Here is a 23,403-nt window from a genome sequence, read left to right on the forward strand (position 1 = left end):
AGTCGCTGGGTTGCTCCAGACGGCTCCAGACTCAAGGGTAAGGAGGGTTGATGGAAAAAATTCTTTGGATCGCTGAGAAAGAATCCCAGCTATCCCAGGGTGTATTCCCTGTGCTCAATGGACACACTTCTGACCGTGGGGCAGGCTGGACGAAACACGGTAACGACTGGTGCGTGTGGCTGGATGGACATGCCTTTCAACAGGCGACACCTGATGACTATTTGCCGGACGATCTGCCTACTACCGGCAAGGGTCGGAAAATTTGGCGGATGGAAGATCTGCCAATTATCCCGCCAGAACAACAATGGAAAATTCTGCCCGATCCTCGCAAACGGCCCCGGCTCAGCAAGATGAAAGAGCTTTTGGCCTGGTGTGACGTTGTGTACCACCTTGGCGATCCAGACAGCGAGGGACAAAGCCTTGTCGATGAGGCGCTTGAGTACTATCGCTGCCGCAAGCCTGTTAAACGGGTTTTGATCAACGACTACAACCCCAGCAAGGTCCGCGAAGCACTCGCCAATATGCGTGACAACTCTGATCCGCTGTTCAGAGGATGGCGGTTGTGGGGGCTTGCTCGGAGCCGTTATGACTGGCTTTTGGGCATGAACGGTACGCGGGCGATGACCCTTCGAGGGCGCGACATGGGCCACCAAGGATTGCTGCCCGTTGGTAGCGTGCAGAGCCCTTTGCTTTACGTCGTCCGCGAGCGGGATCGAGCAATCGAGTCTTTCAAACCTGTCCCTTATCAAGACATTACTGCCGTTTTCACGGCCGAAGCGGGGATTTCGATCCGCGGCCGCTGGGTGCCACAGGATGACCAGGCTGGCCTGGACGAGTCCGGTCGTCTGGTCGACGAAGGCGTCGCTAAACGACTTCTTGCACGCCTGCAGGATGGCGTCCCCGGGGACGCCTCAGTCATCGAGCACTCGGTCACCGACAAGAAGAAAAAGCCCCCACTTCCCTTGTCCATGAATGAACTTCAAATGGAAGGTTTCAGCCGCTTCGGCTACACCGGTGACGAGGTGATGGAGGCCGCGCAAAAGCTCTACGACACCTACAAGGTCATGACATACCCTCGTACCGATGTGCGCTTCCTTTCTGAAGCCCATCATGCCGAGGCGCCCGGCGTGATCGCCGGAATCATACAGCTGCGACCAGATCTGCAGGCCATTGCTCGTGAGCTGGACCCACACCGCAAATCAGCAGCCTTCAATGATGCGAAAATGCGTACTCCCACGGGTGAACCCACCCCGCATCACGGCATCATCCCTTCAACCCCGGAAAATCCAGTCAATGTGGCTGACTGGTCTGAGCCTGAGCGGAACGTGTACGACATGGTGGTGCGGGCGTATCTTGCCCAGTTTGCAGCCGATTACCGGTATCGGTCGATGGTGTTGCGCATTCGCGTTCAGGTTGGTGAGGTGTTCGCTGCAAGTGGTGTCTGCCCAACCGAGCAAGGTTGGAAAGCTGTTTACAAGGAGCCCCCACCGCTGGATGGTGCGCCCGCCGAAGATGAAGGGCCCGAGGGTGAACTCCCTGATGTGCAGATCGGCGATCTGTTGCAGTGGTTGGAAGTGACTTCAACAGGCAAGGTAACTACTGCGCCACCGCGCTTCGACGACAACATGCTCCTCGATGCAATGAAAAATCTGCATCGGTACGTGGACGATGTTGAGTTGAAAAAGCGGCTCAAAGAGGGTGAGGGGATAGGTACTACTGCCACCCGTGCAGGCATCATCGCCGACATGAAGCGGCGTAGCCTGTTTGTGCCGGCGGGGGGGAAGGGCAAAAAGCTCATGACCAGCCCTGAAGCCAGGAGCTTGATTGACGCTCTGCCCATGCGCGTTAAAGACCCCGCACAAGCCGGTGCCTTCAAGCGTTCGCTGGATCAAGTCGCAGATGGAGCGATGAGCCTGAGCGACTTCATGCGCTACGCCGAGGAATTCGTTCGTGACGTTGTTGCCACTGCCAAGGACGCCTCTATCACGCCCCTCCCACCCGCAGCCGGCGAAGGCGTTCCCTGTCCTAACTGCAAGAGCGCATTGCAAAACCGGGGCAAGCGTACCGTATGTTCCAGCTGCGAGTTCGTACTTTGGCACGAGGTATCAGGAAAGACTCTCACTCCAAGCCAGATCGAACTGTTGTTGGTGAAGGGTGAAACACCTGTCATCAAGGGCTTCGTGAGTCGTCAAAAGCAGTCCAAGTTTTCCGCGAAGCTGAGGCTGGACACCGGCACAGGAAAAACGACGTTCGTGTTCGACTCAGCACCCAGCACCCCGGATCGTCCAGCTCCAGCTGCGCCGGCGATGTCGTCCAACAAGCTTGAGTGCCCACGCTGCTCAGGTGAGATTGCAGCGGTACCAGGTCACTTTGAATGCAAAGCGTGCCAATTCAAAGTCGGTGCAGTGATCGCCAGTCGGCCGTTGAGTGCTTCGGAAGCGGATGCGCTGTTCAAGAGCGGGATTACGGAGAAGCTCTCTGGATTTCTCAACCGTGAAAAGCGCCCATTCACCGCCTACCTCAAACTCAACCGGGATAGCTGGAAAGTCGAATTCGACTTCGGGAAAAAGGTGGGCTGAATGATCACCGATTTCCTGAACGAACATGACCGGCAGCTGCTGGCCCACGAAAAGGGTTTCCAGGATCTGGTGCTGCAGCACATGCGAGCGCTACCTGCGCTGGAGTGGATGAGGTTCAGAACCATCGCCCGGGACAATAGCGCTTGGGGGGATGCCGCCGCGCGAAGCCTCTACAAACACGAGGAGGTGCTGCACGCATCACTCAACCTGCCAACGTTGAGTTTGGGCGACTTGCCCAAATCCTATGCCGCCGAGGCCAGCGTCATAGGCCAGCTCGGGGGACAACCCGTGCTCTATTTTGAGGGCACTGGCTATTACGCATGGGCCTTGGCTCCCGAGACATCGTCAATCCTCGAGGCTTCAATCACTTATCCAGCCTACCCGCCAGGGTGGGCTGAAGGAGATCGTTCATGATTCGCCGCACATTGCCGATCCTGCTGATGATCCTATTGGCTGGCTGCAACCAGGAGTCAGAGGCATCAAAAGAGCCTGGCGAACACAGGGAAGTTATCCAGGGGATGCACACCCAATTTATTAAAGTCACCGAGGGTCAGAATCAATGGTATGAGATGGCCATTTCGGTAGACGACAGCAATACGTTCCGCATGCCAGTGTTCTTTGCTGAGGACGGAAAATTGGTTCGCATCGATGACAAGCAAGCTCGCAAGCTGTTTGATCGGTGGCTCAAAGAACGAGCCAAAGGGATAGCAGCGTTCAGTTCAGTAGACGAGCAGGTTGGCTTCAAAGGGCCATTCCTGGCGCTCGACGTCAAACGGTAGGGAATCAAATGTTTAACGAGACTGAAATGAAGGTCGTCCCGGCCTACTTCGCCAAAAATCCCGCAGGAATGTCGGTGCCATTCATCGTCTCCCTGATGCTGGTGGATGCGGATCACAAACCTGCTTTGCCGCCGTCGGTTGAGACCTCCATCGATCGCACGGCAGGTATCACTGGCGCGGAGGGGGTGGCATTGGCGAACGTCTATGACACCGATGATTTACGTGCCTTGGCGGTCAACAGCATCCACCGAGCCCATGGCCTTAAAGAGTTGGCCATCGTGCTGTTCCGCTGCCAAAGCGCGCCTACTGCGGAACACTTGATGACCGTGTTGAATGACTGCTTCGAGCTGTCCTTGGTCAAAGACAGCGCCGCAAGGGGAAACGATGAATAATCGAATCATGCGGTTATTTGTAGGTGCTTTGAGTGTCGTAGTGGGCCTGGCCATGGCGATCAACTCTCGACTCAATGAACTCAGTCCCACAGCCGAATGGCTTCAGTCTGCGTTATTTTTGATACTTGGCCTCGCCTTGATCATCAAGGCCTTCACACCAAAAAAGAAGGACAATGCCATGCCGGCACAGTGGACGGATCACCAGCTTGCGGCCTTTGAAGCCGCGATGGAAACCATTGGCAACATGATCGCCCTCAAAGCTCGCGACATCCACAACGAGCGCAGCAAGGACGAACCGAACCAGGCGCTGATTGATCAGCTGAGGGCCGAGCAAGCTGAGCTCGTAGTCGAGCGCTCCCGGCTTCGCATTGACGACAATGTGGCGGTAGCGTACGCAATAGAGCGCTACGGGCCGATTGTCAAAGCTTCGGCTTGAAGGGGATACCTCATGGCATCTCCCGATGACGTTGGCCTCACCGTTGCTCAGGCCCAGGCGATAGTGGATCGATTCATGGCCGAATATCGTGGTCACATAGGTGTGACTGCTATTATCAAGGCCACGCAGGAGGAAATTTATGGACCCGACGCCGCAAGAGAAAAAATCGGATACCGAATTGACGCAGCCTACCACCCAGCAAGAGCCATCTTTACCCTTGCCGCTTCCAATATGGGTGATGAAGGGGCCGTCCGACGAGCGCTGCGCCACGAGCTCCTCGGGCATTATGGGCTCAACACCTTCAATCCCGAAGAAAAGCGGGAATTCCTGGATCGCGTTCTTGAAACGCGCGGCGAACCTTCACTAGCCCATATTTGGGCGTACGTGGATCAGCACTACGCCAAACTCCCCGGCATCCATCGTGCAGAAGAGGTCTTCGCATTTGTCGCGGAGGAGGAGCGTTCATTCCTCGGAAAAGCATGGGACCGCACCCGCAATGCCCTACAAGGCATGTTGAAGGCCGTCGGACTTTCAGACGGTAGGCTTACTATCAGCGAGCTGCGCATTGAAGCTCAGGCAATCGCTGCAGGTATCAAGGAAGGACACCGACAGCAAATGACGTTTCCCAAGGACGACCAGTCGCAATTCCGACTGTCCCCCGAAGACCACGATGCCATTTTTGACGACATCGCCCTCTTGGCGCTCTCCACTACCAAACCTGTCAACCATCCAACCGCCGTTCTTCTCGGGGGACAACCTGGTGCAGGCAAGGCCGGACTCAGCAGCAAAGCACTGGATGAGTTCGGTGGTAACACCATCAAGGTTGATGCTGATGAGCTGCGCAAGCACCATCCGCAATACCTGCAGCTGATGCGGCAGAACGACCGCTTGGCCGCCGATCGTACTCATCCGGATGCCGGCGCATGGTCGGTAAAGCTCACCAATTTGGCGATCAAGAATCGGCGGAATCTCTTGATCGACGGGACCATGCGGGATCCCGATAGTCTCGCCAGGCTGTGCTCTCGCCTTCACACCGCTGGCTATCGGGTCGAGGCCCGTGTATTGGCAGTAGATCCCCTCGTCAGCCGCATGAGCATTCATATGCGCTACGAGCTGCAGCGAGAAGCCAACGGATTTGGTCGTTGGTCGAATCGAGATAAGCATGATCAGGCCTACGCAGGCCTGCCTGTAACCGTCGAACGGCTAGAATCAGATAACCTAGTCGATACGTTGCAGGTGTTTAGCCGCAACGGTACCGAGTTGTATGCGCGTCGCCTGTCTGAAGTGGATTGCACTCCAGCAGCTGGCCGACTGCGCATCACTCAAGAGCGCGAGCGCGTCTGGACTCCCGAGGAGATTCGCGGCTTCAGTTACAACCTGGAAGTGATCGAGGGAAAGATGCTTGTACGGCGAGCTGCCCCGAGCGAGCATGCTGAGCTGGATGGCCTCCGATCGGAGTACCGTCACAAGTACCCGACCGATCTTAGCCAGGGAGATTTCCTGAAAAGGCCGAAGCCGGGCTACTAACAGTACCTTTTAAAAACAGTGAGTTAGAAACGCACATTGTCGCGCCTTCAGTAGTTTGTATAATGACTATTATACGAACTGAAATAGGAGGCGACGGCAATGCCTAGAAAACGGCGGCAGACCCCAGAGAATCAGGGGCAGATGACGTTCGATTTCGCTTTTCAAGAGACGGTAGATACCATCGAGGACCTGCAAGCCGGCCTCGATTCCGACGAAGACCAAGGAGACCGACATTATGATCACCAACCAAACACAGCCCCTGGAAATCTCCGCACGAGTCCTGAGCCAACAGACACTCGCATCGATCCGCCAGTCGCCGTCGTTCAGTCTCCAAGGCTGGAAGATTCTGGATCGCTGGGCGCTGAACAGCCCGGATCGCCTCAAGGCGATGGAGCTTCAGGGCGAGCTGCAACTGCTCAGCCGGCTATTGGAGCAGCAAGCCCTGGAATTGACGGCCATCAACAGCCTGCCAGCGGACAGCAAGCAGGGGCTGACCGAGCACGAGATCTTGCAAATGTTGGAGATCAAAACGGACCTGTAGCCCCCTCAGACTATGCGATTACCGGTGCTGATTCACTGGGCTCTGGCGGTCCAAAATCGAAATTCCGCGATAACATCGCTGCCATTCAACTGCTGCAGGTGCTGCACAAGGAAGGTCGTGGCCCCACCCCAGACGAACAATCCACGCTGGTCAGGTATGTAGGATGGGGTGGACTGCCGCAGGCTTTCGATCATCGAAATGATGCTTGGCGTGCCGAGTACCAGGAACTGGCATCACTGCTCAGCCAAGATGAGTACGAGAGGGCCAGGCGCTCCACCCAGGACGCGCACTACACCTCCACCACCGTAATCGACGGCATTTACGAGGGACTGGAGCGACTAGGGTTCAAAGGTGGCAAGGTTCTGGAACCAGCTGCCGGCACTGGCAATTTTATCGGCCTGATGCCGACAGAAATGCGGATCAACAGCCGCATCACCGCCATCGAGCTTGACCCTCTGACAGCGCAGATCGGCGCTCATCTTTATCCATCATCCACCTTCATCAATCGCGGCCTGCAGGATGTAGCTATCCCAAGCGCATACTTCGATGCCTGCGTGGCGAACCCGCCCTTCGGATCGCAATCGTTGTATGACCCGCATCACCGCGAATTGGCTGGTTTCTCGATCCACAACTACTTCCTGGCTAAATCGCTCAATACGCTCAGACCTGGTGGTGTGATGGGAGCCGTGGTCAGTCGGTATTTCCTTGATGCCGCCAATAGCAAGGCGCGTGAACATATCGCAGATTCGGCCCACTTCCTGGGCGCTATACGTCTACCCAACACGGCGTTCAAAGAGAATGCCCTGACCGAAGTAACGACGGATATCGTGTTCTTCCAGAAGGCTCTCCCCGGAGACCAACCGGAGCGCCGTTGGGTAGATGTCGGTGAAATACGAGATCGCGAATCGGGTGAGCCAATCACGATCAACCAGTATTTCATCGACAATCCCGAGCAGATGGCCGGCCGGATGGCCCTCACAGGGAAGATGCGCCGCGATGCCGCTGATTTGATGGCGGAGCCAGGCCAGGACCTGAGCGCGGCGATCACCGCCCGACTTCAAGCGTTGCCTGCAGGTGTTATCCGCACCTTCACAGGCGAGCCTCTTGATGATGAAACTGATGGCCAAGCAGGTAAACCCGAGGTCGACCTGCCAGCGAATACCAAAGTGGGTTCCTACTTTGTGACCGCTGACGACCAATTGGCCCGTCGCTTGCCAGATCAGCTTGCAGCCCACGACTACCAGTTGATTACCCCGAAAACCGAGCGGGCAGGCCAACGCATTCGCGGCATGATTGAGGTACGTGACGCTCTGCGCGCGTTGATGAATGCTGAGCAGTCCGTTGACCCTCAAGATCTGGAAACCTTGCGCGGCCGTTTGAATGGCCTGTACGACAAGTACGTCCGTCGATTTGGCCACCTGAGTAGCCAAGCCAACCGCCTGGCGATGGGGGAGGATCCTGAATACCCTCTGCTCAATGCGCTTGAGAGCAACTACGATCGCGGCGTATCGGCTGACATGGCACGCAAGCACGGTGTGCCGGCGCGCAATCCCACAGCGGATAAAGCTGCAATCTTCTCGCGCCGCGTAATGAGCCCACGCGAAGAAATTCGGCACGTCGAATCCGCTAAGGATGCACTGGTTGTCAGCATGAACCAGGTGGGCCGTGTAGACCTCGAGCGCATGATCCGCTTGTGCGGTCTGAGTGAGCCTGAACTCCTTCGCGACCTGAAGGGACTTGTCTACTTCAATCCGGGCAAGGATCGCTGGGAAACAGCCGATCAGTACCTGACCGGGAACGTGAAAGCGAAACTCAGAGGAGCGCTTCGAGCCGCGGAACACGATCCAAAGTTCTTGGAGAACGTCGAGGCGCTGCGTCCGATACAGCCAGCAGACATCGAGCCGATCGACATTTCCGTGCAGCTGGGTTCGACCTGGGTACCGGCGAAGACAATCGATGATTTCGTCGTACACCTGATGGGGGATGTACGCCGGCGCATCGACTACCAGGAGGCCTTGGGCAAGTGGATGGTGAACATCTCCGAGGGGGATAACACCACCATGCGCGTCACCTGGGGCACCGAAGCGTACCCCGCAAACAAGCTGGTAGAGGCGGTTTTAACGAACCGCCCGATCCAAGTGAAAGTGGAGGTCGGAAAGGACGATCATGGCCATCCGATCATGCAGGTTGATGAAACTCAGACCGCTGCAGCCAACCAAAAAGCGGACGAGATCCGCGCTGCGTTCACCGACTGGATCTGGGAGGATCAGGATCGTCGTGAATCCCTCTCGCGACTCTACAATGATCGGTTCAACACCAATATTCCCAGCCGCTACGACGGCTCACACCTGCAGCTGCCCGGCACCTCGCTGGACATAACGCTACGTCCGCACCAGAAGGACGCAATTTGGCGCGGAATTCAAGACGGCACAGCACTGTTCGATCACGTAGTCGGCGCCGGTAAGACGCTGGTGTGTGTCGGAACCGTGATGGAGAGCAAGCGGATGGGGCTTTTCCGAAAGCCAATGGTGTTGGTACCGAATCATCTTCTACTGCAGTGGAAGGATGCCTTCTACGACCTCTACCCTAACGCCAACGTGCTGGTTGCTGAGAAGACGGATTTCAAGAAAGAAAACCGGGAGCGACTCTTTGCCCGAATCGCTACCGGGGATTGGGATGCTGTGGTTGTGGCTCACAGCTCGTTCAAAAAAATCGGCATGCCCCCGGAGACGCTCGAGGAGCTGCTGCAGGAGCAAATCCAGGATCTCACTGACGCCATTTTGGACCTCAAGAGCAGCCAGGGCGATCGCGTGACCATCAAGGAGATGGAAAAGGCGAAAGAGCGGATGACCGAGCGACTGGAAAAGAAAGCCGACACCGGTTCTAAAGACCAGGCCGTCAGCTTTGCCGATCTGGGTGTTGACGCCTTGGTTGTAGATGAGGCGCAGGAATTCAAAAACCTGTTCATCACGACCTCGCTCAGCAGGGTATCGGGGCTGGGTAATCTGGCAGGATCGGAAAAAGCATTCGATCTTTTCGTCAAGTGTCGCTACCTGCAGCAACGGAACGACGGCCGAGGCGTGTTTCTCGCAACGGGTACCCCATTGAGCAACACGATTGCTGAGCTCTACACCGTACAACGATACCTCCAGTACGATGAAATGAAGGCCCGGGGCATCATTCATTTTGATGCCTGGGCTTCGACATTCGGCCAGGTTGTAACCGGCTGGGAGCTTGACGCTACCGGCGTCAACTACAAGCTCAACTCGCGTTTTGCAAAGTTCCAGAACGTTCCCGAGCTGACGGCGATGTATCGAACCTTCGCTGATGTAATCACACGCAAGGATCTACAGGACCAGGCCGAGGCCCGAGGTACCCGATTCCCAGTACCGAAGCTGAAAGGCGGTCGCCCGCAGAACGTGATTGTGGATCGATCGGAGGCTCAAGCTTGGTACATGGGCATTCAGCAAGAGGCGATCGACGCAGAGGGTAATCCGCTGCTTAAAGCAGATGGATCGACGTTCAAGACTTGGAACGATGGATCGATCATCCATCGCATGGAGCATTTGCCGAAAGACCCCCGCCTCGACAATCCGTTGAAGATCACCAACGACGCGCGCAAAGCGGGGTTGGATTTCCGACTCATCGATCCCGGCGCTGGGGATTTCGCAGGTAGCAAAGTGAATGCGTGTGTCGATCAAGCATTCCGCATTTGGCAGGACTGGGACGACCGTAAAGGCACGCAAATGATTTTCTGTGACCTATCCACGCCAAAAGGTCCAAAACGTCTAGAACAGGCTGCTGTGAGCTCAGAGGACGAAGAAGAAGGAGAAGCCTCGATCTCTATGGACGATATTCTGGCAGGAGCCAGCTCGTTCAGCGTATACGACGACATTCGATCAAAGCTCCTCGCTCGCGGGATCCCGGCGAACCAGATTCGCTACATCCATGAGGCCAACACAGATCTGCAGAAAGCCAAGCTCTTTGCGGAGATGAATGCCGGCGAGGTCAGGATCATTCTGGGGTCAACAGCGAAGATGGGTGCCGGCATGAATGTCCAACGCCGCCTGGTCGCTCTCCATCACCTGGATGCACCATGGCGCCCAAGCGACCTGGAGCAACGCGATGGTCGCATCGAGCGGCAAGGTAACCTCTTCTATGAGATGGACCCTGACGGATTCGAGATCGAGATTCTGCGCTACGCAACGAAACAGACCTACGATAGCCGCATGTGGCAGACCATCGAATTCAAGGCAGCTGGCATCGAACAATTCCGCAAGGGGGACAGCCTCCAGCGTGTGATCGAGGATGTGGCCAGCGAGGCAGCCAACGCCGCCGAGATGAAAGCCGCGGCCACCGGTAATCCTCTGATCTTCCAGCAGGTGCAAATCGCTGCAGACCTCAAGAAGGTGGAAGCATTGTTTTCCAACTTCAAACGTGGCCAGCACTCGCTCGACAGCCGCATTGCGTGGCTGCGTGACGCCGACTCACGTGCCGATCGGGCAATCGCCCGCTGGTCAATTGAGATCCAGCGGCGCGATGCCGGCACCAAACCTGAATTCGAGTTCTCGGCGAATGGCAAGCCCTACAAAGACGCGGACAAGGAAAGACTGGCCGCGGTCTTCGCCGGCGCCATGAAGAGGGCCGTCGAGCGGCGGTCTGAAGACACGTTCCAGCGCGCAGAGCTGGTGCCCGTAGGAAGCTATAGAGGTTTCGAAATTCAAGTGTCATGCGAGCGGCAGAAAATCCACTTCACCGTCACCGGTCGGGACTCATACGAGCCGGACAACCTGGTGTATCGCGTCGACGATAAATTCAGCATCAGCGGGTTCATCAGCCGGATGGACAACTTCCTGGAGCGCCTGGAAGGCTGGAGGGATGAGGCCGAGTCGACACGGGGACGCGAGCTGTCAGAGCTCAACAAAGCGATTCAGGAGAAGGCGAAGCCGTTCCAGCAGCAGACTCGGCTTGACTACCTGCGCGAGGATGCTCGGGATGTGCTTCGGGAACTAAAGCTGATGCAAGCTGACGACTCCTACCAGTCGAAGTGGGAGCCAAAATCGGTCCTCCTACAAGGCTCCGCAGCGCCTGGACGGAGTAAAATGCGAGCGTAACGAAGAAGGGCGCCTATGGCGCCCTTTCTCATTTTCATCTCAGCTTAGCTACAGAAAACTTCCCGCGGATACGGATACTTTCGCATCTACAGCACGGACGAACAGCGATGCCATTACCAAAGCCTCGGTCAAATCAGGGCATTCAACATCATCGATTCCATAGTCACAACGCTCGGCCCCCGTTGAAAATGTCAGACTCAGCGAACCTCCAGCTTCGCCATCCATATCAACGCTAAGAAATTCGAGGTCACCAACCCTGTATGGCCACACGGCTGCTCGAATAGGGCCAGACATTTTCTGACTTGCGAGCTCTGCCATTTTCTCAACCCACGCGTCCACTTCGGGCAAAGGATTGAAGCTGCAGGGTCCAGCTAAACTCACGTTACTCATAGAAGATCCCTCATAAACTCTGTCCGCTACTCAGCTCTCGACAATGCGCAGGGCAGGAACGTCTACCCAAGCTGCTCGAAACATCCAGTGCCTAAACTCCTCAACTGTCTGCCCGCTTTTGGTTTGCAAGCGAGCAAGCAATCCCGAAAGCCGCAGCTCCAGGCATCCGGCTTCTTCATCCTCGTACTCGGCATAGTCGCCGTAGGGGTCATCAGGTTCGAAAACCTTCGAGATGTGCGAACGGTGCTGCCAGTGGTAGTAGTCATGATCACGCCAACCTTTTGGAAACCGAGTTGCTAGCTCGCTCCAATCGGTCAAGCTGTAATGATCGGGGTAATTGCAATCAGCATTGGATGTGAATACCCAGTACAACCGACCTAGGGCCGGATGAACGGTGCTGACAAAAACTTCGCTCATGGCCGATCCTCCTTTAGCGCCGCCGCGCCGGCCGCAACTCTTTCTCCGAAAAACCAAAAGCCCGCGAATTCGCGGGCTCTAAGGCTTTTATTTCCAGACTTCATTCCAATTTGTTGATGAATCGGCCGCGTCACTGGTGTGTCCGACCTCTACGGGGTTGCTGATGTGCGTATCACCGCTACCGACGACGGTGCCAAGGCCGGTATCGTTGACGCCCGTTTGATTGACAGCATCAGTCACGGCCCCGTTAACCTCGCTCATGACGCCGTTGATCTGTCCATTCACTTCGGAAATCACACCGTTTACTGAGGAGCTGGCAATCGAGCAAACCTTGTCCTTGATCATTTGCCAGATGGCAGAAAGATCAGGGAATGAAGTAGTGCTGAATATGCCGGTGATCCCTCCGACACATTTGCCCAAAATGTCTGACGATGTCTGAGCAGCCGTTTGGTTGGTGTCGGCCGCGTCCTGATCTCGAGCCAGGCCGGCCTCACCACCACGCACCGCGGCTTCTCCGCTACGGCAGGTGGCAGCATGGGCTGTCACAGCCGAGCTCATGAGCAGCACAACGAGTAACGCGCGGGTCAGTGTCTTCATACCAGTCCTCCAAGAACATTCAACGGCCAGGAGCATCAAGCTCGTGCCCGGGATTTAACAGTGGGTTGCGCCGGGCTGGGCTGTTGCTTGACGGGCTCCGTCAGAGCCTGGGGCTTTGGGGAATCGACTGATTTCTCCCGCTCTTTACGTTGCTCGAGGAAGCCCAGTTTGCGGTGCATTTCCTCATCAACGTGCTTGGTAACCTTTGCCTTGATGATCTGGTTATCAACGTTGAAAAGCACCTCATCGAAGTAAACGGCTTTCCCGTCACCGCGCCGATTAACTGCATTCCCGAAACCGATCTGCGTCCACTTCTGGTCGCTTCCATCGTTGTTCGGCTGGGACAGCGTGATGAAGTTGGGCTTGATCTCACCGGTACCTGGGTCGGGGTTACGCTCATTGATGAACGCGAGAACCTGGTGCTTCTCACCGTTGACCTTCACGTATCCCTGTAGGTAATCCCCGCTGCCCTGGTACAGGAGCACTGTGGTGTCGTACTGGTCGTTATCCAGCTTGGTTACACCGCGAAGGATGAGTTTCTGTCCCGCATTGCTGTCAGCGTTTGCCATACCAACCTCCTGAGAAGTGGTTGAGTCACTGGTTGAAGCGCTGGAAATGTCCCCGGGTACACCGGAGTTGCTCGACCTGCCTTGAAGGCCAGCGCCAAAGCCTTCAATCTGGGTTTCGGGGGTATGCTCATCCTTGATAAAAGCTTTCGCCATGATCCAGTCGTACTCGTTCACTGGTGCTGGTACAGGACGGCCTGTTTTGTCGAACCAGTAGTACTGGTCGGTCGCAGGCTCCGGCCCAAGAGCGGCCAGGTCGTGCTCAAGCTCTTCCAGCGACTTGCTCCAGGTATTGATGGCTTCAGACTGATCTCGCCACCAGGCGGCGGCGTTTACCGGAACAAGGTTCTCAGCCTGCTGCAGATCGGAGTCACCAAATGGCACTCCCTCAGTTGCCTGGAAATGTCGGTGCTCGACCGCAGCTGTAGCTAAATCCCCCAGCTCTACTTCATCAGCAGCCTGTGGAGCTTCTCCTGTACGGTCCAGAGTTCTGGACTTCTCGTACTCGGAGATAGCACCAGCAAGCACGGCGATATCCGCGCCTGGATCGTTGATCATTGGCTGGGGGATGCGCTGACCATTGAGGAAGGTTGCAGGAGCGCTCTCGGGCTTGCCCGTCCCGCACAATTCAGTGTGGATACCGGTCGGTTGCCCTTCACGGTCAAAATAGGCAATGGAGTACGTGACACCATCGACCCTTTCCGATTGGTTCACTAGGCCAATTTTCGCGGTGTAGCCGTGCTTAGCAGCCTCGCTGCTCAGCAATTCCCACCTGGCCGAAGGCGTCGTATCTTTGTCATATGGATACTGGCTGTAGCTATCCAGCGTGAATGACTCCAAAACTTCTGTCGGAATCGAATCCGTCGAGGAGCGAGGGGGGAGATCTGTGCCTTGATGATTTTTCAGTGAGGCCAGATAAGCAGCATCTATCTGTTCAATTGCTTCGATGACTTCATCTGGATCCCAGCAATTCTCTAACTGGTACATCCGGTCAAACTCATTGCTGCCAGGCTCGGGCAGTGGCCCGTACTGCTTATCAGCGTCTGCCAGCAGCTCTCTAGCTATGGCGTAACCCTCTGATGCTTCCATCTGCCCGCGAAAATACGTATTGAGCTTGCCGAGCTCACTGTCCAGCTTGGCTTGGAACGCGGCGCGATACTTTGCCTCGACCATGCAGCTTTCAATTGTCCGCAGGCCTTCCGGAGAGCTGTCATGCTCCCACATGACCGCCATAGCGTGATCCTCGGCCCGATACGGCAGCAAATCAGGGTAGTCATTGATATCACCGGTAGGCAGACCGATTGACTCAACGAATCTCGCATCGCGTCCTGCAACTGTGAGGGACTCAGCTGCCAACGGTTCGACTGGGGGGGCCTGCTCACGTTCAGCTTTAGCAATCAGAACGGCTTCCCACTCATTACGATGAACCGTTTTTTCTTCGTAACGCTCGACACGGCCATCGCTGCCGCGCACTGGCACCTCTACCGTCACCTGCTTACGACCCAAGTTATTCAACGTGACGGTATCGCCTGCAGCGATTTCGTTCTCGCGGAACACTCGGGCCAGATCTACACCCCAGGTAACACGCTCTTCTCCGTCGCTGTTGCGAAGCTTCACGTAGAAGCTTTTGCTCTGCTTCTTATCGAAAAGATACGGCGCTGGGCCGAAATCTACGATCACACCCTCGCGGGCATTCACAGGGGTAGGATCATTTGCGGCCGGTTCTGCAGGTGATGCCGTTTCTTCGCTGGAGGTGGCTACCTTCTCAGCGGTTGATGCCTCGATCGGCTTCGGCGTTTCAGATTGCGCGGCGGCTTTGTCTGGTACAGCTGCAATGGGAGGCAAGCCGAGCAGTTCGCGGCGAATAGCTTCTTGTGCGGGGTTGTTGAGCTCGACCGGAACCTCATGCTTGATCAGAACCGCGATCGCCCGGCGCTTAAACTCTTCACTGCCAGTTAGCTCGATAGACCCACCGAACTTCTGTTTCGCCATGTAGAGGCCGGCGAGAATGGCCATCTCATCATCTTTAGCTTCAGCCACCATGAGGATTTGCTGCCCATGGTCGATGAAAATAGGTCTGTCATGCAGGGAATAGAGGACGCTGCCATCGCGCCGCTCCTTGTAGGTGATTTCCTTCAAGAGCTCGCTGATCTGGATTTTTGGATCCTGATCAACAGTTTCTTGATCTGAATCAGGGTTTCCACGGCCAAAACCGTTACCGAATGCTTCATGCCCCCCCAAACGCGAAATAATTTCGCTGTAAAAGGCCTGGTCTAGTTCCTTTAGCAATTCCGCATATGTATCGTATGCGAAAATATTCTGATAAACGGTAGTTGCTGCTTCAGCTGTATCCTTGGCGTCAATTGAGCGCCATGACGACAGGTCTGCAGCAACCCAATGTCTGACCAACGCAGTAGGGACGACCGCAGCCTCTTCTTCGGAAGGTTGGCTATTTAGCCAGGCTTGGTACGCCTTAGCACGACGTTCGATAGCTTCACGGGGAGAGGCCTCTGTTGCCTGCGGCGAATTCAATCGCTCGTAGACAGCTTGGCGGAACTCTTGCATCAAGGCTTCGCTTACTTCGCTCATGGCAATCCTGCCTCCTTCCGGATGGTGGGGTAGTCCGTTGCCCTGAGCCCCCGTAGAGGGGCTGGGTAAAGTTGGGTTAAGCGCGTCGCTCTGGGCTGGACCGTGACTGCTGAAATTTCGTATTGTGTATATTATTCAAAATTCAGCGGAATGGGAAGCTCCGCGTCCTAAGGCCCAGGAGGGCTACGTCTGCTACATTTGAGGGGATCAAATGTCCTTTGGAACTGATGAAATTCAGCCAATTTGTGGAACGGATTTGGAGAGATGGCGGATCGAGAACGGTCTGACCAAGGTAGCTGCTGCAGATGCCTTTGGCCTGCAGAAAGCGAAGTGGGAAGAGCTTACAGGCCCGGATAAGTCGGCTGAGCAGATCAACGACCCCGTTGTGGCTATGCTCCTCTTTCTCTACAGGACGCATCCTGAGTCTTCGCCGGTGCAACCGCCGTTGGATATCAAGGATTTTTACGACTATTTAGGCCTGCAAGATTCGCCTCAAGACCGAGATACATTTGCCACCCTTATTGGCAGATCGCCACCCTCGGTTTACCGCTTGATGCTTCATGATGGCAAGCCTGGTCGGCCAGTCATGAAATGGGTTGAGGCCTTGAAGCGCATGGATTTGACACCTAAACAGTGCAAACGCGTGATGCAGGATGTCGTAAGTAAGGTAGGTGAACGACAGAAGGTGGAAAGGGTCTTGATTCAGGGTTGGTCAAAGGGTGGCATTGGTGAGCACGACTGAGAAAACAGACTCGCACATTATCGAGCTCTCCAGCGTTTACTTCTACGCTGGCCCAGCGCCGCGGGCGATCGCCTTGAAGGACTGCGGCGCGCTACTCAACGGGCAACCTGGGGACGTGTTCCCGGCGCTGTACGGGTATCAGAGCAAGCAGGACGGCTTTATGGCGGCTCGGGCGTACGCTGATAAAAACCGACTCCATTTTACCGTTATCGATTTCCTGGTGGAGCTTGATCACAAGCAGAATCCACTCATGATGAAGCCTGAGGACCTGGCCAATCACGATTTTGTGTCGTTTGCCAGAATGTCTAGGAGCATGATGGATGATCTGCAGGATCTTCTGCGGGAAAGGTTGGTCAGCGAAGGCTTGACCCCGACAAAGACCGAATTGGCGAAGCCTCATCTATTGCTGCAGCAACGACCCGAATTGTTGAGCACGCTGACCGCCGCTCCAGATTGGGAACATATGAAGGTAATTGCCTACCCTGCCAAAGTGGCCTTCAGTGAGAAGCCATTGACGGTAGGAGTGCTCCCCCATAAACACTGGTCGGCAATCAAGGAGGCGACTTGCCGCCTCAACCCTGGGATCCGGATCACGTTAGAACCGCCAGGGCCAGCCAATACCGACGCTGCACCATTGGCTGCACAAGCCAGCAGGGACCGAGGTCCTCGAGCCCGCTGAACCACCGACATTAAAAAACCGCCTCTCAGGGCGGTTTTATTCTAATCTCTGAATCGGTTCCTGTACCACCACGGCCGTGAAACGATCCGACCTCCGCGCATGAAGCCCAGGAACTTGTTCCAGCAAACATTAAGCGTCCACCCAATGTGAGCCATGACCCCGAAGCAGACGATGATCATCACAGCGGCGATCCATACCCACAGTTTATGCCCCACATACAAACAGGCCATCAACGGCAGATAAGCACCGCAGGGGATGCCGAAGGCCTTGGGGGAGATTGATGCGCCTCTCCAGCTAGATGCCATGGTCTAGACCCTCCAACTCGCAGCGTTTCTTGAACTCTTTAGCGCCGGCCAGGCTGATGAACTCGCCGGCATCAATGCGATCCGCCTGGAACAATCGCCAAGCTTTGTCATCCAGTGTGGCCTCGGCCTTCTCAAGTAAACCTCGAATGAAACGGCCCCAGTCCGTGTAAGGAAGGGACTGTAGTTCATTGCGCACTTCACGATCAAACACCAGGTATTCACGGATCGCTGCTCGCTTACCATCTGTGGTCTTGAGCAGGCGTTGAACCAGGATGACACGTAAGGCACCAGCCAAGCGTGAAGCCATACCGGCTTGCTGGTCAGGTGGATAGGTTTGAATTGCACGGTTGATCGTCTCGGCCACAGACTCCGTGTGCATGGTGGCAAAGCATAAGTGACCAGTCAGCCCAGCCTCAGTCATTGCCTCGATCGTCTCGCGGTCACGAGCTTCACCGATACCGATGATACTGGGTTTACGGCGCATGGCATTCCGAAGTGCTTTCGGGAAATCGCCAATGTCTCTACGCAGTTGCGATTGTGACGGTTGCGGTCCCAACCAGTGCGGACCACCAAGGACGTACTCGATCGGGTCCTCATAGGTAATCACTTTCCGGTCAGGCATTTCTGCCCCAGCCTTTTTGTACAGGCCAGCGAGGAATGTTGTTTTACCAGACCCGGTGGGTCCGCAAACCAGCACCAGGCCCATTTCTGCGTAGCAGCCTTGGATCAAGTCGGGCTCGATGCCCATTTGATCGATATCCGGCAGATCCGACGGAATCACCCGCATGGTGATCGAATACGCCTCATCAATACCGGCAATGCGCGCTTGAACGAAGTTGGTTCGAAAGCGTAGCGTGGTACCCCGAGCAAGCCCAAACTCTTCACCAGCTAGCTCCAAGGCACGGTCAACACCCTCATCACCTTGCTTGATCATGCTTTCAATTTCAGCGGACCAAGCCGACGCCATCAACGGTGATAGCTGCCCTTGCTTGATTGTCGTTGTTGACGCTTTCAGTTGCCGTCCATGCAGTTCGACCCAAATATAGTCGCCGCCTTGTACGAGAATGTCAGACACGCCCCGGTCCGCACACAGCTTTAGAAAGCGCATGAAATTATCGGGAGACAAGTCCCCCTCAAAATTGTACGGATCGAATATTGGACTCGTCACTTGGTCGCACCATCACCGGCCTGCCGGAGCTGCGTCTTGACCGTAGGGCGCCATTTTTTAGGATCAGTCTCGAATGTCGCTCGGCCGGTTACGCGACGCAATTTGTCGCCCAGCATCATTTGCTTACCATCACCAGTAACAGTCTGCTGGCTTTCAGCCACGCTGGTCGAGCTGATCATGTCGTTCTGCAGGAGCGAGGAGTAGAGGTGCATTCCGAGATAATCACGGGTCAAACGATTGAAATTGGCCTCTAGAATGGCATCCGCTTGTTTGTAACCATCGTCCCAACCTTTACGTACTGCTACCTCCCAGATTTCAGCCTCGTCGCTGTCTTGAGGGCGTGCTTCGAAGTCGGGCAGTTCAACACTGGCATTCAGAGGCAGGCCAACATAGAGGTAGTCACGCCAGGTAGGGGGGACACTCACGAACCGTTCCTCACGCTCAATTTTGTAGACGCGATTCGCAGTTCGGACCTGGTCTTGAGAGAACGCAGCAACGTCCCGGGCTTCTACGATCACAGGCGGAAGCGTGCCGTTCTTTGCGATCATGGGAGCGAACTTGAACATCGCATCGAGTGATGGCGATCGTGCGTTAAGACCATCAACCAGCTCACGAGCTCGAGCTGCCATACCGCCGCGGAAGCCGACAGTGTTACCCATGTCGGTCAGCAATTGATTTCGGATATCGGTGACCTTGGTGGTCGCTTTTGACTGTGGTTTCAGCAACGAATCGAGATCAGGCGGTGCCGTTTCAACGACCGGAGCGCTTGTCTGCCCGCTGGCATCAAGCTCGGGGGTTTCGCCTGCATGGACAGCAAGCGATACCATCAGAGGCAACAATGCGAAAATCCGCTTCATAGCGTACCTCCAGTTCAGGCCTGAGGCCGGTTGTAATGGAGTTCCAACTTCACAGGCGTCTGGGTCACATTGGCGCGGTAGCCAACCTGGGAGCGAATCATCAGCATCAAAGTGTCGTAGGGCACCTTGTTTACATCGATGTCGACCGGCAGCGGCATACGCACTCCCATGAACGAGAACTCAAGCCCACGATCTCGTGCCAAGGCTGCTAACAGTTCTACTGCATCGCCCTGCCACTTGAGCGACACACGCTGCTTGTCGTCCACGATGGTCGACGGTAGTCGCATCACCACGCGGCTATTGATCGCGCCCTGCTGATATAGGTCGGCCTGAGCCATCTCAATGCGTTGTGACGCTTCGAGGATCTGTTGGTCGATCAGCTGCTGGGCCGATTCGTCCGGTTTCTTCGATGCGCAACCCCCAAGTGCAAGAGCCAGGGCAACCAGTGCCAGTGGATAACGTGTGTTGGCCATTATCAAACCCTCCGTTGATTTCGTATAGATACTATAATACGGAATGAACACAAGCAAACACTATCCCCCCCGCAAGCCGCTTCTTGACCTCTGCTGTGCGTCCCGCTCGGCCTTGACCTCACGCAGCAATTTTTCGAGCTCTGGATCTGCTAGCGCACCGCTATACCGTTCATCGACCAAAGCCTCGATCAGTGAGCGCTTAAATTCGGCGCTACCTGTGATCCGCAACGGACCAGCTGTTGCCGTGTTCGGCATTGCGCGTAAGGCGCGTGTGATCAGCTCACTGTCAACCGCTTGACCAGGGAAGTTGAACTGGCCCCCAAGGTCTACAAATCCCGGATCGCCAGCGGCCCGCCGGTAAATGACAGTGCCGTTTCTCCTAACTACACCGAGCATTCCATCGATCGACTGGTACTTAGGATCGAGATCGCGGGCAAATGCGAAACCGTTAGCACCTTCAACCTTCGCTGCGCGTTTCTCGCCATATGTGAAACCTCGCAGCTGACTGATTGCCCCTGGATCACCGGTGGCTGCTTCTTGCTCAACCCATTCACGATAACTGAGCCTTTTATTAGAAGGATCATTCTTTAAATCTGCGCGCATTTTTGAAATCTTAGTTTTCAGTTCCTCTCTAGCTCTTAGTGTCTCGAACGCCAAGATACTGTAAAATGCTTTTCGATCCTTTGGATTTTTGATACGCAATTTGATATCCAGGCGCTGCTGCCTGGAGTCATCGCGTACGCGTTTGAATTGTTGCTTGACCCACTCTTTATCAATTCGGCGATATACAAATTTTGTCCGATAGGCTTCGTATCGGGCACGTAGTGCCCTGCGCAAACTAGCCCGCTCTGAGCGGCGATGCTGACGATCTTCAGGATTCCGTCGTGGACTTGCGAATATGTCGTAACTCATAAGTGCCATTAGCTCTTGTGAGACTCTACGCTCCTCATAGTCACCAAGACGCTTTTCCAAACGAGCCTTAGACAAGGCCTCGTGCATGTCGCTTGCTTTGATAGGCACCAAGCTCTGTTCTTCAAGCGAATAAATACCCATGCCGCGACCTTTGGGCTTGATCCCCAATCCATATCGCGCCAGTTCCGCGTGCAGTTTCTGCCAGGTAAGGCTTTTCTTTTTCAGAAGCGTTGCAATTGCATCGCGAGGTTCACCGCGAGAATAAGTGTGCAGACTTTCCTGGTCAAGATGACGTTCCATATCCGCAGCACGAGTAGGCTGTTTACCTTGGAATTTGGGTTTAGGCGCTGACCAGGCAATTTCAGGTGATCCCTTTTTGTCTATGACACTGTAGGGACCATTGTCATGAGTCCAACCATAGCGAAGCTCAAGCTCTCGCATTGCATAATCGAGCTTGAAATAATCTCTATCCGGGTACACCGCGTTATACGAATCGGGGTGAACCCGATTCACCGTCATGTGTAAGTGAACATTGTCCGTGTCATGATGGATAGCAAACACATACTGGTGCCCCCCCATACCGACCGCATCCATCGCATGCAGAGCGCAATCGAAAGCTTGATCATCAGTTGGTTTCTCTGATTGTGGCCAGCTCAAGATGACATGGTAAACAGGATCCTTAACACGTGAATTTTGAGCCGCTACTGCTTTCATTTCTGCCGCGGCTGTCGCCAAGCTCAAGCAGTTGTGCTGGCAGGATACACCGGAACGTGTAACTTCCCTTACTGGTGCTCCGAGGAGGAGTCCGGATTCGAGCTCGGCGATAGCATTGAGCTCATCTCCTGCATCCCTTCTTTGAGCGGCTGCAGCATGAAACGCAAGGTTGGCTCCACGGGATCTTGCTCTTGCCGCAAAGTCAGGATGATTTCTAACAGCTTGTCGGAGATGGTTTGCTGCTGCTGCAAGATGGTGCTGAGCAACGGCAAGACGGCTTTCATGTCCATCAGCGTTTACCCCTCGTTCTGTGATGGGTCCAGGCTCGTCAATGCGGACTGGAACTGGGTGTTGATCCTGTTGATATCGACGCCCATTGGAATCAAGAGCAATTCCAATACTTCGAGCACGTTCTCGGATGGCATTTTGAGTTGCAGCATCAATTCGTCCAATCTCTCGCAAACGGTCTGCTGCTCTTTCGATATGTTCTCGAGCAGACTCAAGAATTGAGTCGTCTCTTCGGGTGTGGCCTGGATTGAGCTCATCCGTTTGTGTCTCCATTTCTTCGTCACGTTCTGTCGCGTAGTCGACCAACGCCGAGAAGCTTGAGCTCCCATCGGCCCGTTTCGGTGGAACCTTCGCAAGCATTACGAACCGATCCTTTCGATAGCAGCCTTCAACGCCACCAGGATCTGTGCGTACTCTTTTGAAAGCTTCCCACCGCCTTCATTGAACAAGTGTTTCTGGAGGCCTCCGAGCCTCCGCAGTTCGTTGAGGATATGCCCCTCCACCTTTGACCTTGTGCGTCTCCCCAGCGCAGCTGCGAGCATGAATTGACCCACGCTCTGGCCGCAGTCCTTCGCCTTGTCACGGACGATTTCCTCTTCATCCTCGAAGCACCGGATAGGTGGTAGCCGACCGGTGCGACGCCTTTGCTCACTGGTACTCATAAGCAGGATCCTCAGGTTTTCCAAGGGGTCTCGGGGCGCAGCCCTGAGCAGGGTGGTAGGCATCGCAAGGGAGTGAAACGACTGCCAGCGATGCCGGTTGGACGGACGCCATTTATGGCGGGAGTACAAACCCTACCCTGTCCAAAACTGTAGACCTCATTTCGTATCAAGGCTATCGTACGGAACTTGACTACGCAAGGGATGCCCATAGAATCAGGGCATAGAGGACGTTAGGGGGAAGGCAAAATGGGATTCACCATTTCGCAAATCGAGAAGCTCATGGGCGATCTCGAAAACCTGCCAGAGGTAGAGCAACCGGACAAGCCGGTCTCAAAGCTGAAGGCAGTCGAGATGATGCAAGGATCGATAAAAGAGCTGCAATCACGCGGCTACAGCCTGGCAAAGATTTCCGAAATTTTGACAGCAGGTGGAATGCAAATTTCGGAGACAACGCTGAAAAGCTATCTCACTAGGGCGAGGGGTTCTGTGAGAGGCAAAACCCGGCGCACGCCAAAGGCTCGGGTTAAGGCTTCCAGCGAGGATCGCCAAGGTGGGAAAGAAACATCCACTCAGGCCGGCGCTAAGGCGGCTCAGGGTGTACATCAGGTAACAACCGGGGTAACACGCGAAGGGAATCCCGGTTTCCAACCGAAAACAGATACGGATGACATTTGAG

Annotated in this window: 21 protein-coding genes; 11 read left to right on the plus strand and 10 right to left on the minus strand. The window is 55.2% G+C overall.

The window, feature by feature from the left end; all coding sequences use genetic code 11:
- Positions 1–50: 50 nt before the first annotated feature.
- The 8 genes from YA0848_RS08545 (at position 51) to YA0848_RS08580 (ending at position 11,368) form a co-directional block, all read left to right on the plus strand.
- Positions 51–2,579, plus strand: coding sequence for a type IA DNA topoisomerase (locus YA0848_RS08545; protein WP_198731234.1), 2,529 nt, complete (start codon positions 51–53; stop codon positions 2,577–2,579).
- Positions 2,580–2,993, plus strand: a complete 414-nt coding sequence (locus tag YA0848_RS08550; protein WP_198731235.1) for a hypothetical protein — start codon at positions 2,580–2,582, stop codon at positions 2,991–2,993.
- Positions 2,990–3,358, plus strand: coding sequence for a hypothetical protein (locus YA0848_RS08555; protein WP_198731236.1), 369 nt, complete (start codon positions 2,990–2,992; stop codon positions 3,356–3,358). Before YA0848_RS08550 ends, YA0848_RS08555 begins: the two co-directional genes overlap by 4 nt.
- A 26-nt stretch (positions 3,359–3,384) precedes the next feature.
- Positions 3,385–3,750: a hypothetical protein gene (locus YA0848_RS08560; RefSeq protein WP_198731237.1), complete on the plus strand. Its 366-nt coding sequence runs from the start codon at positions 3,385–3,387 to the stop codon at positions 3,748–3,750.
- Entirely contained in the window at positions 3,743–4,186 is a 444-nt protein-coding gene (locus YA0848_RS08565; RefSeq protein ID WP_198731238.1) for a hypothetical protein, read from the plus strand. The genes YA0848_RS08560 and YA0848_RS08565 overlap by 8 nt, the downstream gene beginning before the upstream one ends.
- A 12-nt stretch (positions 4,187–4,198) precedes the next feature.
- Positions 4,199–5,713 (plus strand): zeta toxin family protein, encoded by a 1,515-nt coding sequence (locus YA0848_RS08570; RefSeq protein WP_014003994.1) that lies wholly within the window; start codon positions 4,199–4,201, stop codon positions 5,711–5,713.
- Between the two features lie 235 nt (positions 5,714–5,948).
- A complete protein-coding gene (locus YA0848_RS08575) occupies positions 5,949–6,254 on the plus strand; it encodes a hypothetical protein (RefSeq protein WP_102642983.1) in 306 nt (101 codons plus the stop codon).
- 98 nt (positions 6,255–6,352) lie between these two features.
- Positions 6,353–11,368 carry a DEAD/DEAH box helicase family protein gene (locus YA0848_RS08580; RefSeq protein ID WP_198731239.1) on the plus strand — a complete coding sequence of 1,672 codons (5,016 nt, stop codon included), beginning with the start codon at positions 6,353–6,355 and terminating at the stop codon, positions 11,366–11,368.
- A gap of 48 nt (positions 11,369–11,416) precedes the next feature.
- Here YA0848_RS08580 and YA0848_RS08585 read toward each other — a convergent pair whose 3' ends face one another.
- The 4 genes from YA0848_RS08585 to YA0848_RS08600 all read right to left on the minus strand — a co-directional run bounded on the left by YA0848_RS08585 (position 11,417) and on the right by YA0848_RS08600 (position 15,927).
- Positions 11,417–11,758 carry a hypothetical protein gene (locus YA0848_RS08585; RefSeq protein ID WP_198731240.1) on the minus strand — a complete coding sequence of 114 codons (342 nt, stop codon included), beginning with the start codon at positions 11,756–11,758 and terminating at the stop codon, positions 11,417–11,419.
- Between the two features lie 30 nt (positions 11,759–11,788).
- Positions 11,789–12,175 carry a hypothetical protein gene (locus YA0848_RS08590; RefSeq protein WP_198731241.1) on the minus strand — a complete coding sequence of 129 codons (387 nt, stop codon included), beginning with the start codon at positions 12,173–12,175 and terminating at the stop codon, positions 11,789–11,791.
- A gap of 87 nt (positions 12,176–12,262) precedes the next feature.
- Positions 12,263–12,772 (minus strand): hypothetical protein, encoded by a 510-nt coding sequence (locus YA0848_RS08595; RefSeq protein ID WP_009682495.1) that lies wholly within the window; start codon positions 12,770–12,772, stop codon positions 12,263–12,265.
- A 35-nt stretch (positions 12,773–12,807) separates the two neighbouring features.
- A complete protein-coding gene (locus tag YA0848_RS08600) occupies positions 12,808–15,927 on the minus strand; it encodes an LPD7 domain-containing protein (RefSeq protein WP_198731242.1) in 3,120 nt (1,039 codons plus the stop codon).
- Between the two features lie 211 nt (positions 15,928–16,138).
- Here YA0848_RS08600 and YA0848_RS08605 point away from each other — a divergent pair, with 211 nt between their 5' ends.
- Positions 16,139–16,669, plus strand: a complete 531-nt coding sequence (locus tag YA0848_RS08605; protein WP_009682497.1) for a hypothetical protein — start codon at positions 16,139–16,141, stop codon at positions 16,667–16,669.
- The gene (locus YA0848_RS08610; RefSeq protein WP_134630332.1) at positions 16,656–17,348 is read left to right on the plus strand and encodes a hypothetical protein; all 693 of its coding nucleotides are present in this window, start codon (positions 16,656–16,658) and stop codon (positions 17,346–17,348) included. Before YA0848_RS08605 ends, YA0848_RS08610 begins: the two co-directional genes overlap by 14 nt.
- A gap of 41 nt (positions 17,349–17,389) precedes the next feature.
- Here YA0848_RS08610 and icmT read toward each other — a convergent pair whose 3' ends face one another.
- Genes icmT through mobA form a run of 6 tightly spaced genes read right to left on the minus strand, consistent with a single transcriptional unit; the run spans position 17,390 to position 22,727 of the window.
- Complete coding sequence (icmT, locus tag YA0848_RS08615; RefSeq protein WP_014003900.1) at positions 17,390–17,653, minus strand: IcmT/TraK family protein; 264 nt, start codon at positions 17,651–17,653, stop codon at positions 17,390–17,392.
- On the minus strand, positions 17,643–18,821 hold the full coding sequence (gene traJ, locus YA0848_RS08620; RefSeq protein ID WP_014003901.1) for a plasmid transfer ATPase TraJ: 1,179 nt from the start codon (positions 18,819–18,821) through the stop codon (positions 17,643–17,645). Before traJ ends, icmT begins: the two co-directional genes overlap by 11 nt.
- Positions 18,818–19,678: a type IV secretory system conjugative DNA transfer family protein gene (locus YA0848_RS08625; RefSeq protein WP_134630331.1), complete on the minus strand. Its 861-nt coding sequence runs from the start codon at positions 19,676–19,678 to the stop codon at positions 18,818–18,820. Before YA0848_RS08625 ends, traJ begins: the two co-directional genes overlap by 4 nt.
- A 14-nt stretch (positions 19,679–19,692) precedes the next feature.
- Positions 19,693–20,151, minus strand: coding sequence for a DotD/TraH family lipoprotein (locus YA0848_RS08630; protein ID WP_102642988.1), 459 nt, complete (start codon positions 20,149–20,151; stop codon positions 19,693–19,695).
- 60 nt (positions 20,152–20,211) lie between these two features.
- The gene (gene traI, locus YA0848_RS08635; protein WP_198731243.1) at positions 20,212–22,425 is read right to left on the minus strand and encodes a TraI/MobA(P) family conjugative relaxase; all 2,214 of its coding nucleotides are present in this window, start codon (positions 22,423–22,425) and stop codon (positions 20,212–20,214) included.
- Positions 22,425–22,727 carry a plasmid mobilization protein MobA gene (mobA, locus tag YA0848_RS08640; protein ID WP_009682506.1) on the minus strand — a complete coding sequence of 101 codons (303 nt, stop codon included), beginning with the start codon at positions 22,725–22,727 and terminating at the stop codon, positions 22,425–22,427. Before mobA ends, traI begins: the two co-directional genes overlap by 1 nt.
- Before the next feature lie 246 nt (positions 22,728–22,973).
- On the opposite strand from mobA, the gene YA0848_RS08645 reads away from it, so the two are divergent.
- Complete coding sequence (locus YA0848_RS08645; protein WP_014003906.1) at positions 22,974–23,402, plus strand: hypothetical protein; 429 nt, start codon at positions 22,974–22,976, stop codon at positions 23,400–23,402.
- The last annotated feature ends 1 nt before the right edge of the window (position 23,403 follow it).

Source organism: Pseudomonas sp. S4_EA_1b (assembly GCF_016307435.1).
GTDB classification, from domain to species: Bacteria; Pseudomonadota; Gammaproteobacteria; order Pseudomonadales; family Pseudomonadaceae; genus Aquipseudomonas; species Aquipseudomonas rhodesiae.

Excerpts from the sequence above, each read along its gene's own strand:
- YA0848_RS08555 (WP_198731236.1), top strand. The coding sequence starts at position 2,990 with ATGATTCGCCGCACATTGCCGATCCTGCTGATGATCCTATTGGCTGGC.
- YA0848_RS08595 (WP_009682495.1), bottom strand. The coding sequence starts at position 12,772 with ATGAAGACACTGACCCGCGCGTTACTCGTTGTGCTGCTCATGAGCTCG.
- YA0848_RS08585 (WP_198731240.1), bottom strand. The coding sequence starts at position 11,758 with ATGAGTAACGTGAGTTTAGCTGGACCCTGCAGCTTCAATCCTTTGCCC.
- YA0848_RS08565 (WP_198731238.1), top strand. The coding sequence starts at position 3,743 with ATGAATAATCGAATCATGCGGTTATTTGTAGGTGCTTTGAGTGTCGTA.
- icmT (WP_014003900.1), bottom strand. The coding sequence starts at position 17,653 with ATGGCATCTAGCTGGAGAGGCGCATCAATCTCCCCCAAGGCCTTCGGC.
- YA0848_RS08590 (WP_198731241.1), bottom strand. The coding sequence starts at position 12,175 with ATGAGCGAAGTTTTTGTCAGCACCGTTCATCCGGCCCTAGGTCGGTTG.
- YA0848_RS08570 (WP_014003994.1), top strand. The coding sequence starts at position 4,199 with ATGGCATCTCCCGATGACGTTGGCCTCACCGTTGCTCAGGCCCAGGCG.
- YA0848_RS08575 (WP_102642983.1), top strand. The coding sequence starts at position 5,949 with ATGATCACCAACCAAACACAGCCCCTGGAAATCTCCGCACGAGTCCTG.
- YA0848_RS08600 (WP_198731242.1), bottom strand. The coding sequence starts at position 15,927 with ATGAGCGAAGTAAGCGAAGCCTTGATGCAAGAGTTCCGCCAAGCTGTC.
- YA0848_RS08630 (WP_102642988.1), bottom strand. The coding sequence starts at position 20,151 with ATGGCCAACACACGTTATCCACTGGCACTGGTTGCCCTGGCTCTTGCA.
- YA0848_RS08560 (WP_198731237.1), top strand. The coding sequence starts at position 3,385 with ATGAAGGTCGTCCCGGCCTACTTCGCCAAAAATCCCGCAGGAATGTCG.
- mobA (WP_009682506.1), bottom strand. The coding sequence starts at position 22,727 with ATGAGTACCAGTGAGCAAAGGCGTCGCACCGGTCGGCTACCACCTATC.
- YA0848_RS08625 (WP_134630331.1), bottom strand. The coding sequence starts at position 19,678 with ATGAAGCGGATTTTCGCATTGTTGCCTCTGATGGTATCGCTTGCTGTC.
- YA0848_RS08645 (WP_014003906.1), top strand. The coding sequence starts at position 22,974 with ATGGGATTCACCATTTCGCAAATCGAGAAGCTCATGGGCGATCTCGAA.
- traI (WP_198731243.1), bottom strand. The coding sequence starts at position 22,425 with ATGCTTGCGAAGGTTCCACCGAAACGGGCCGATGGGAGCTCAAGCTTC.
- YA0848_RS08550 (WP_198731235.1), top strand. The coding sequence starts at position 2,580 with ATGATCACCGATTTCCTGAACGAACATGACCGGCAGCTGCTGGCCCAC.
- YA0848_RS08605 (WP_009682497.1), top strand. The coding sequence starts at position 16,139 with ATGTCCTTTGGAACTGATGAAATTCAGCCAATTTGTGGAACGGATTTG.
- YA0848_RS08545 (WP_198731234.1), top strand. The coding sequence starts at position 51 with ATGGAAAAAATTCTTTGGATCGCTGAGAAAGAATCCCAGCTATCCCAG.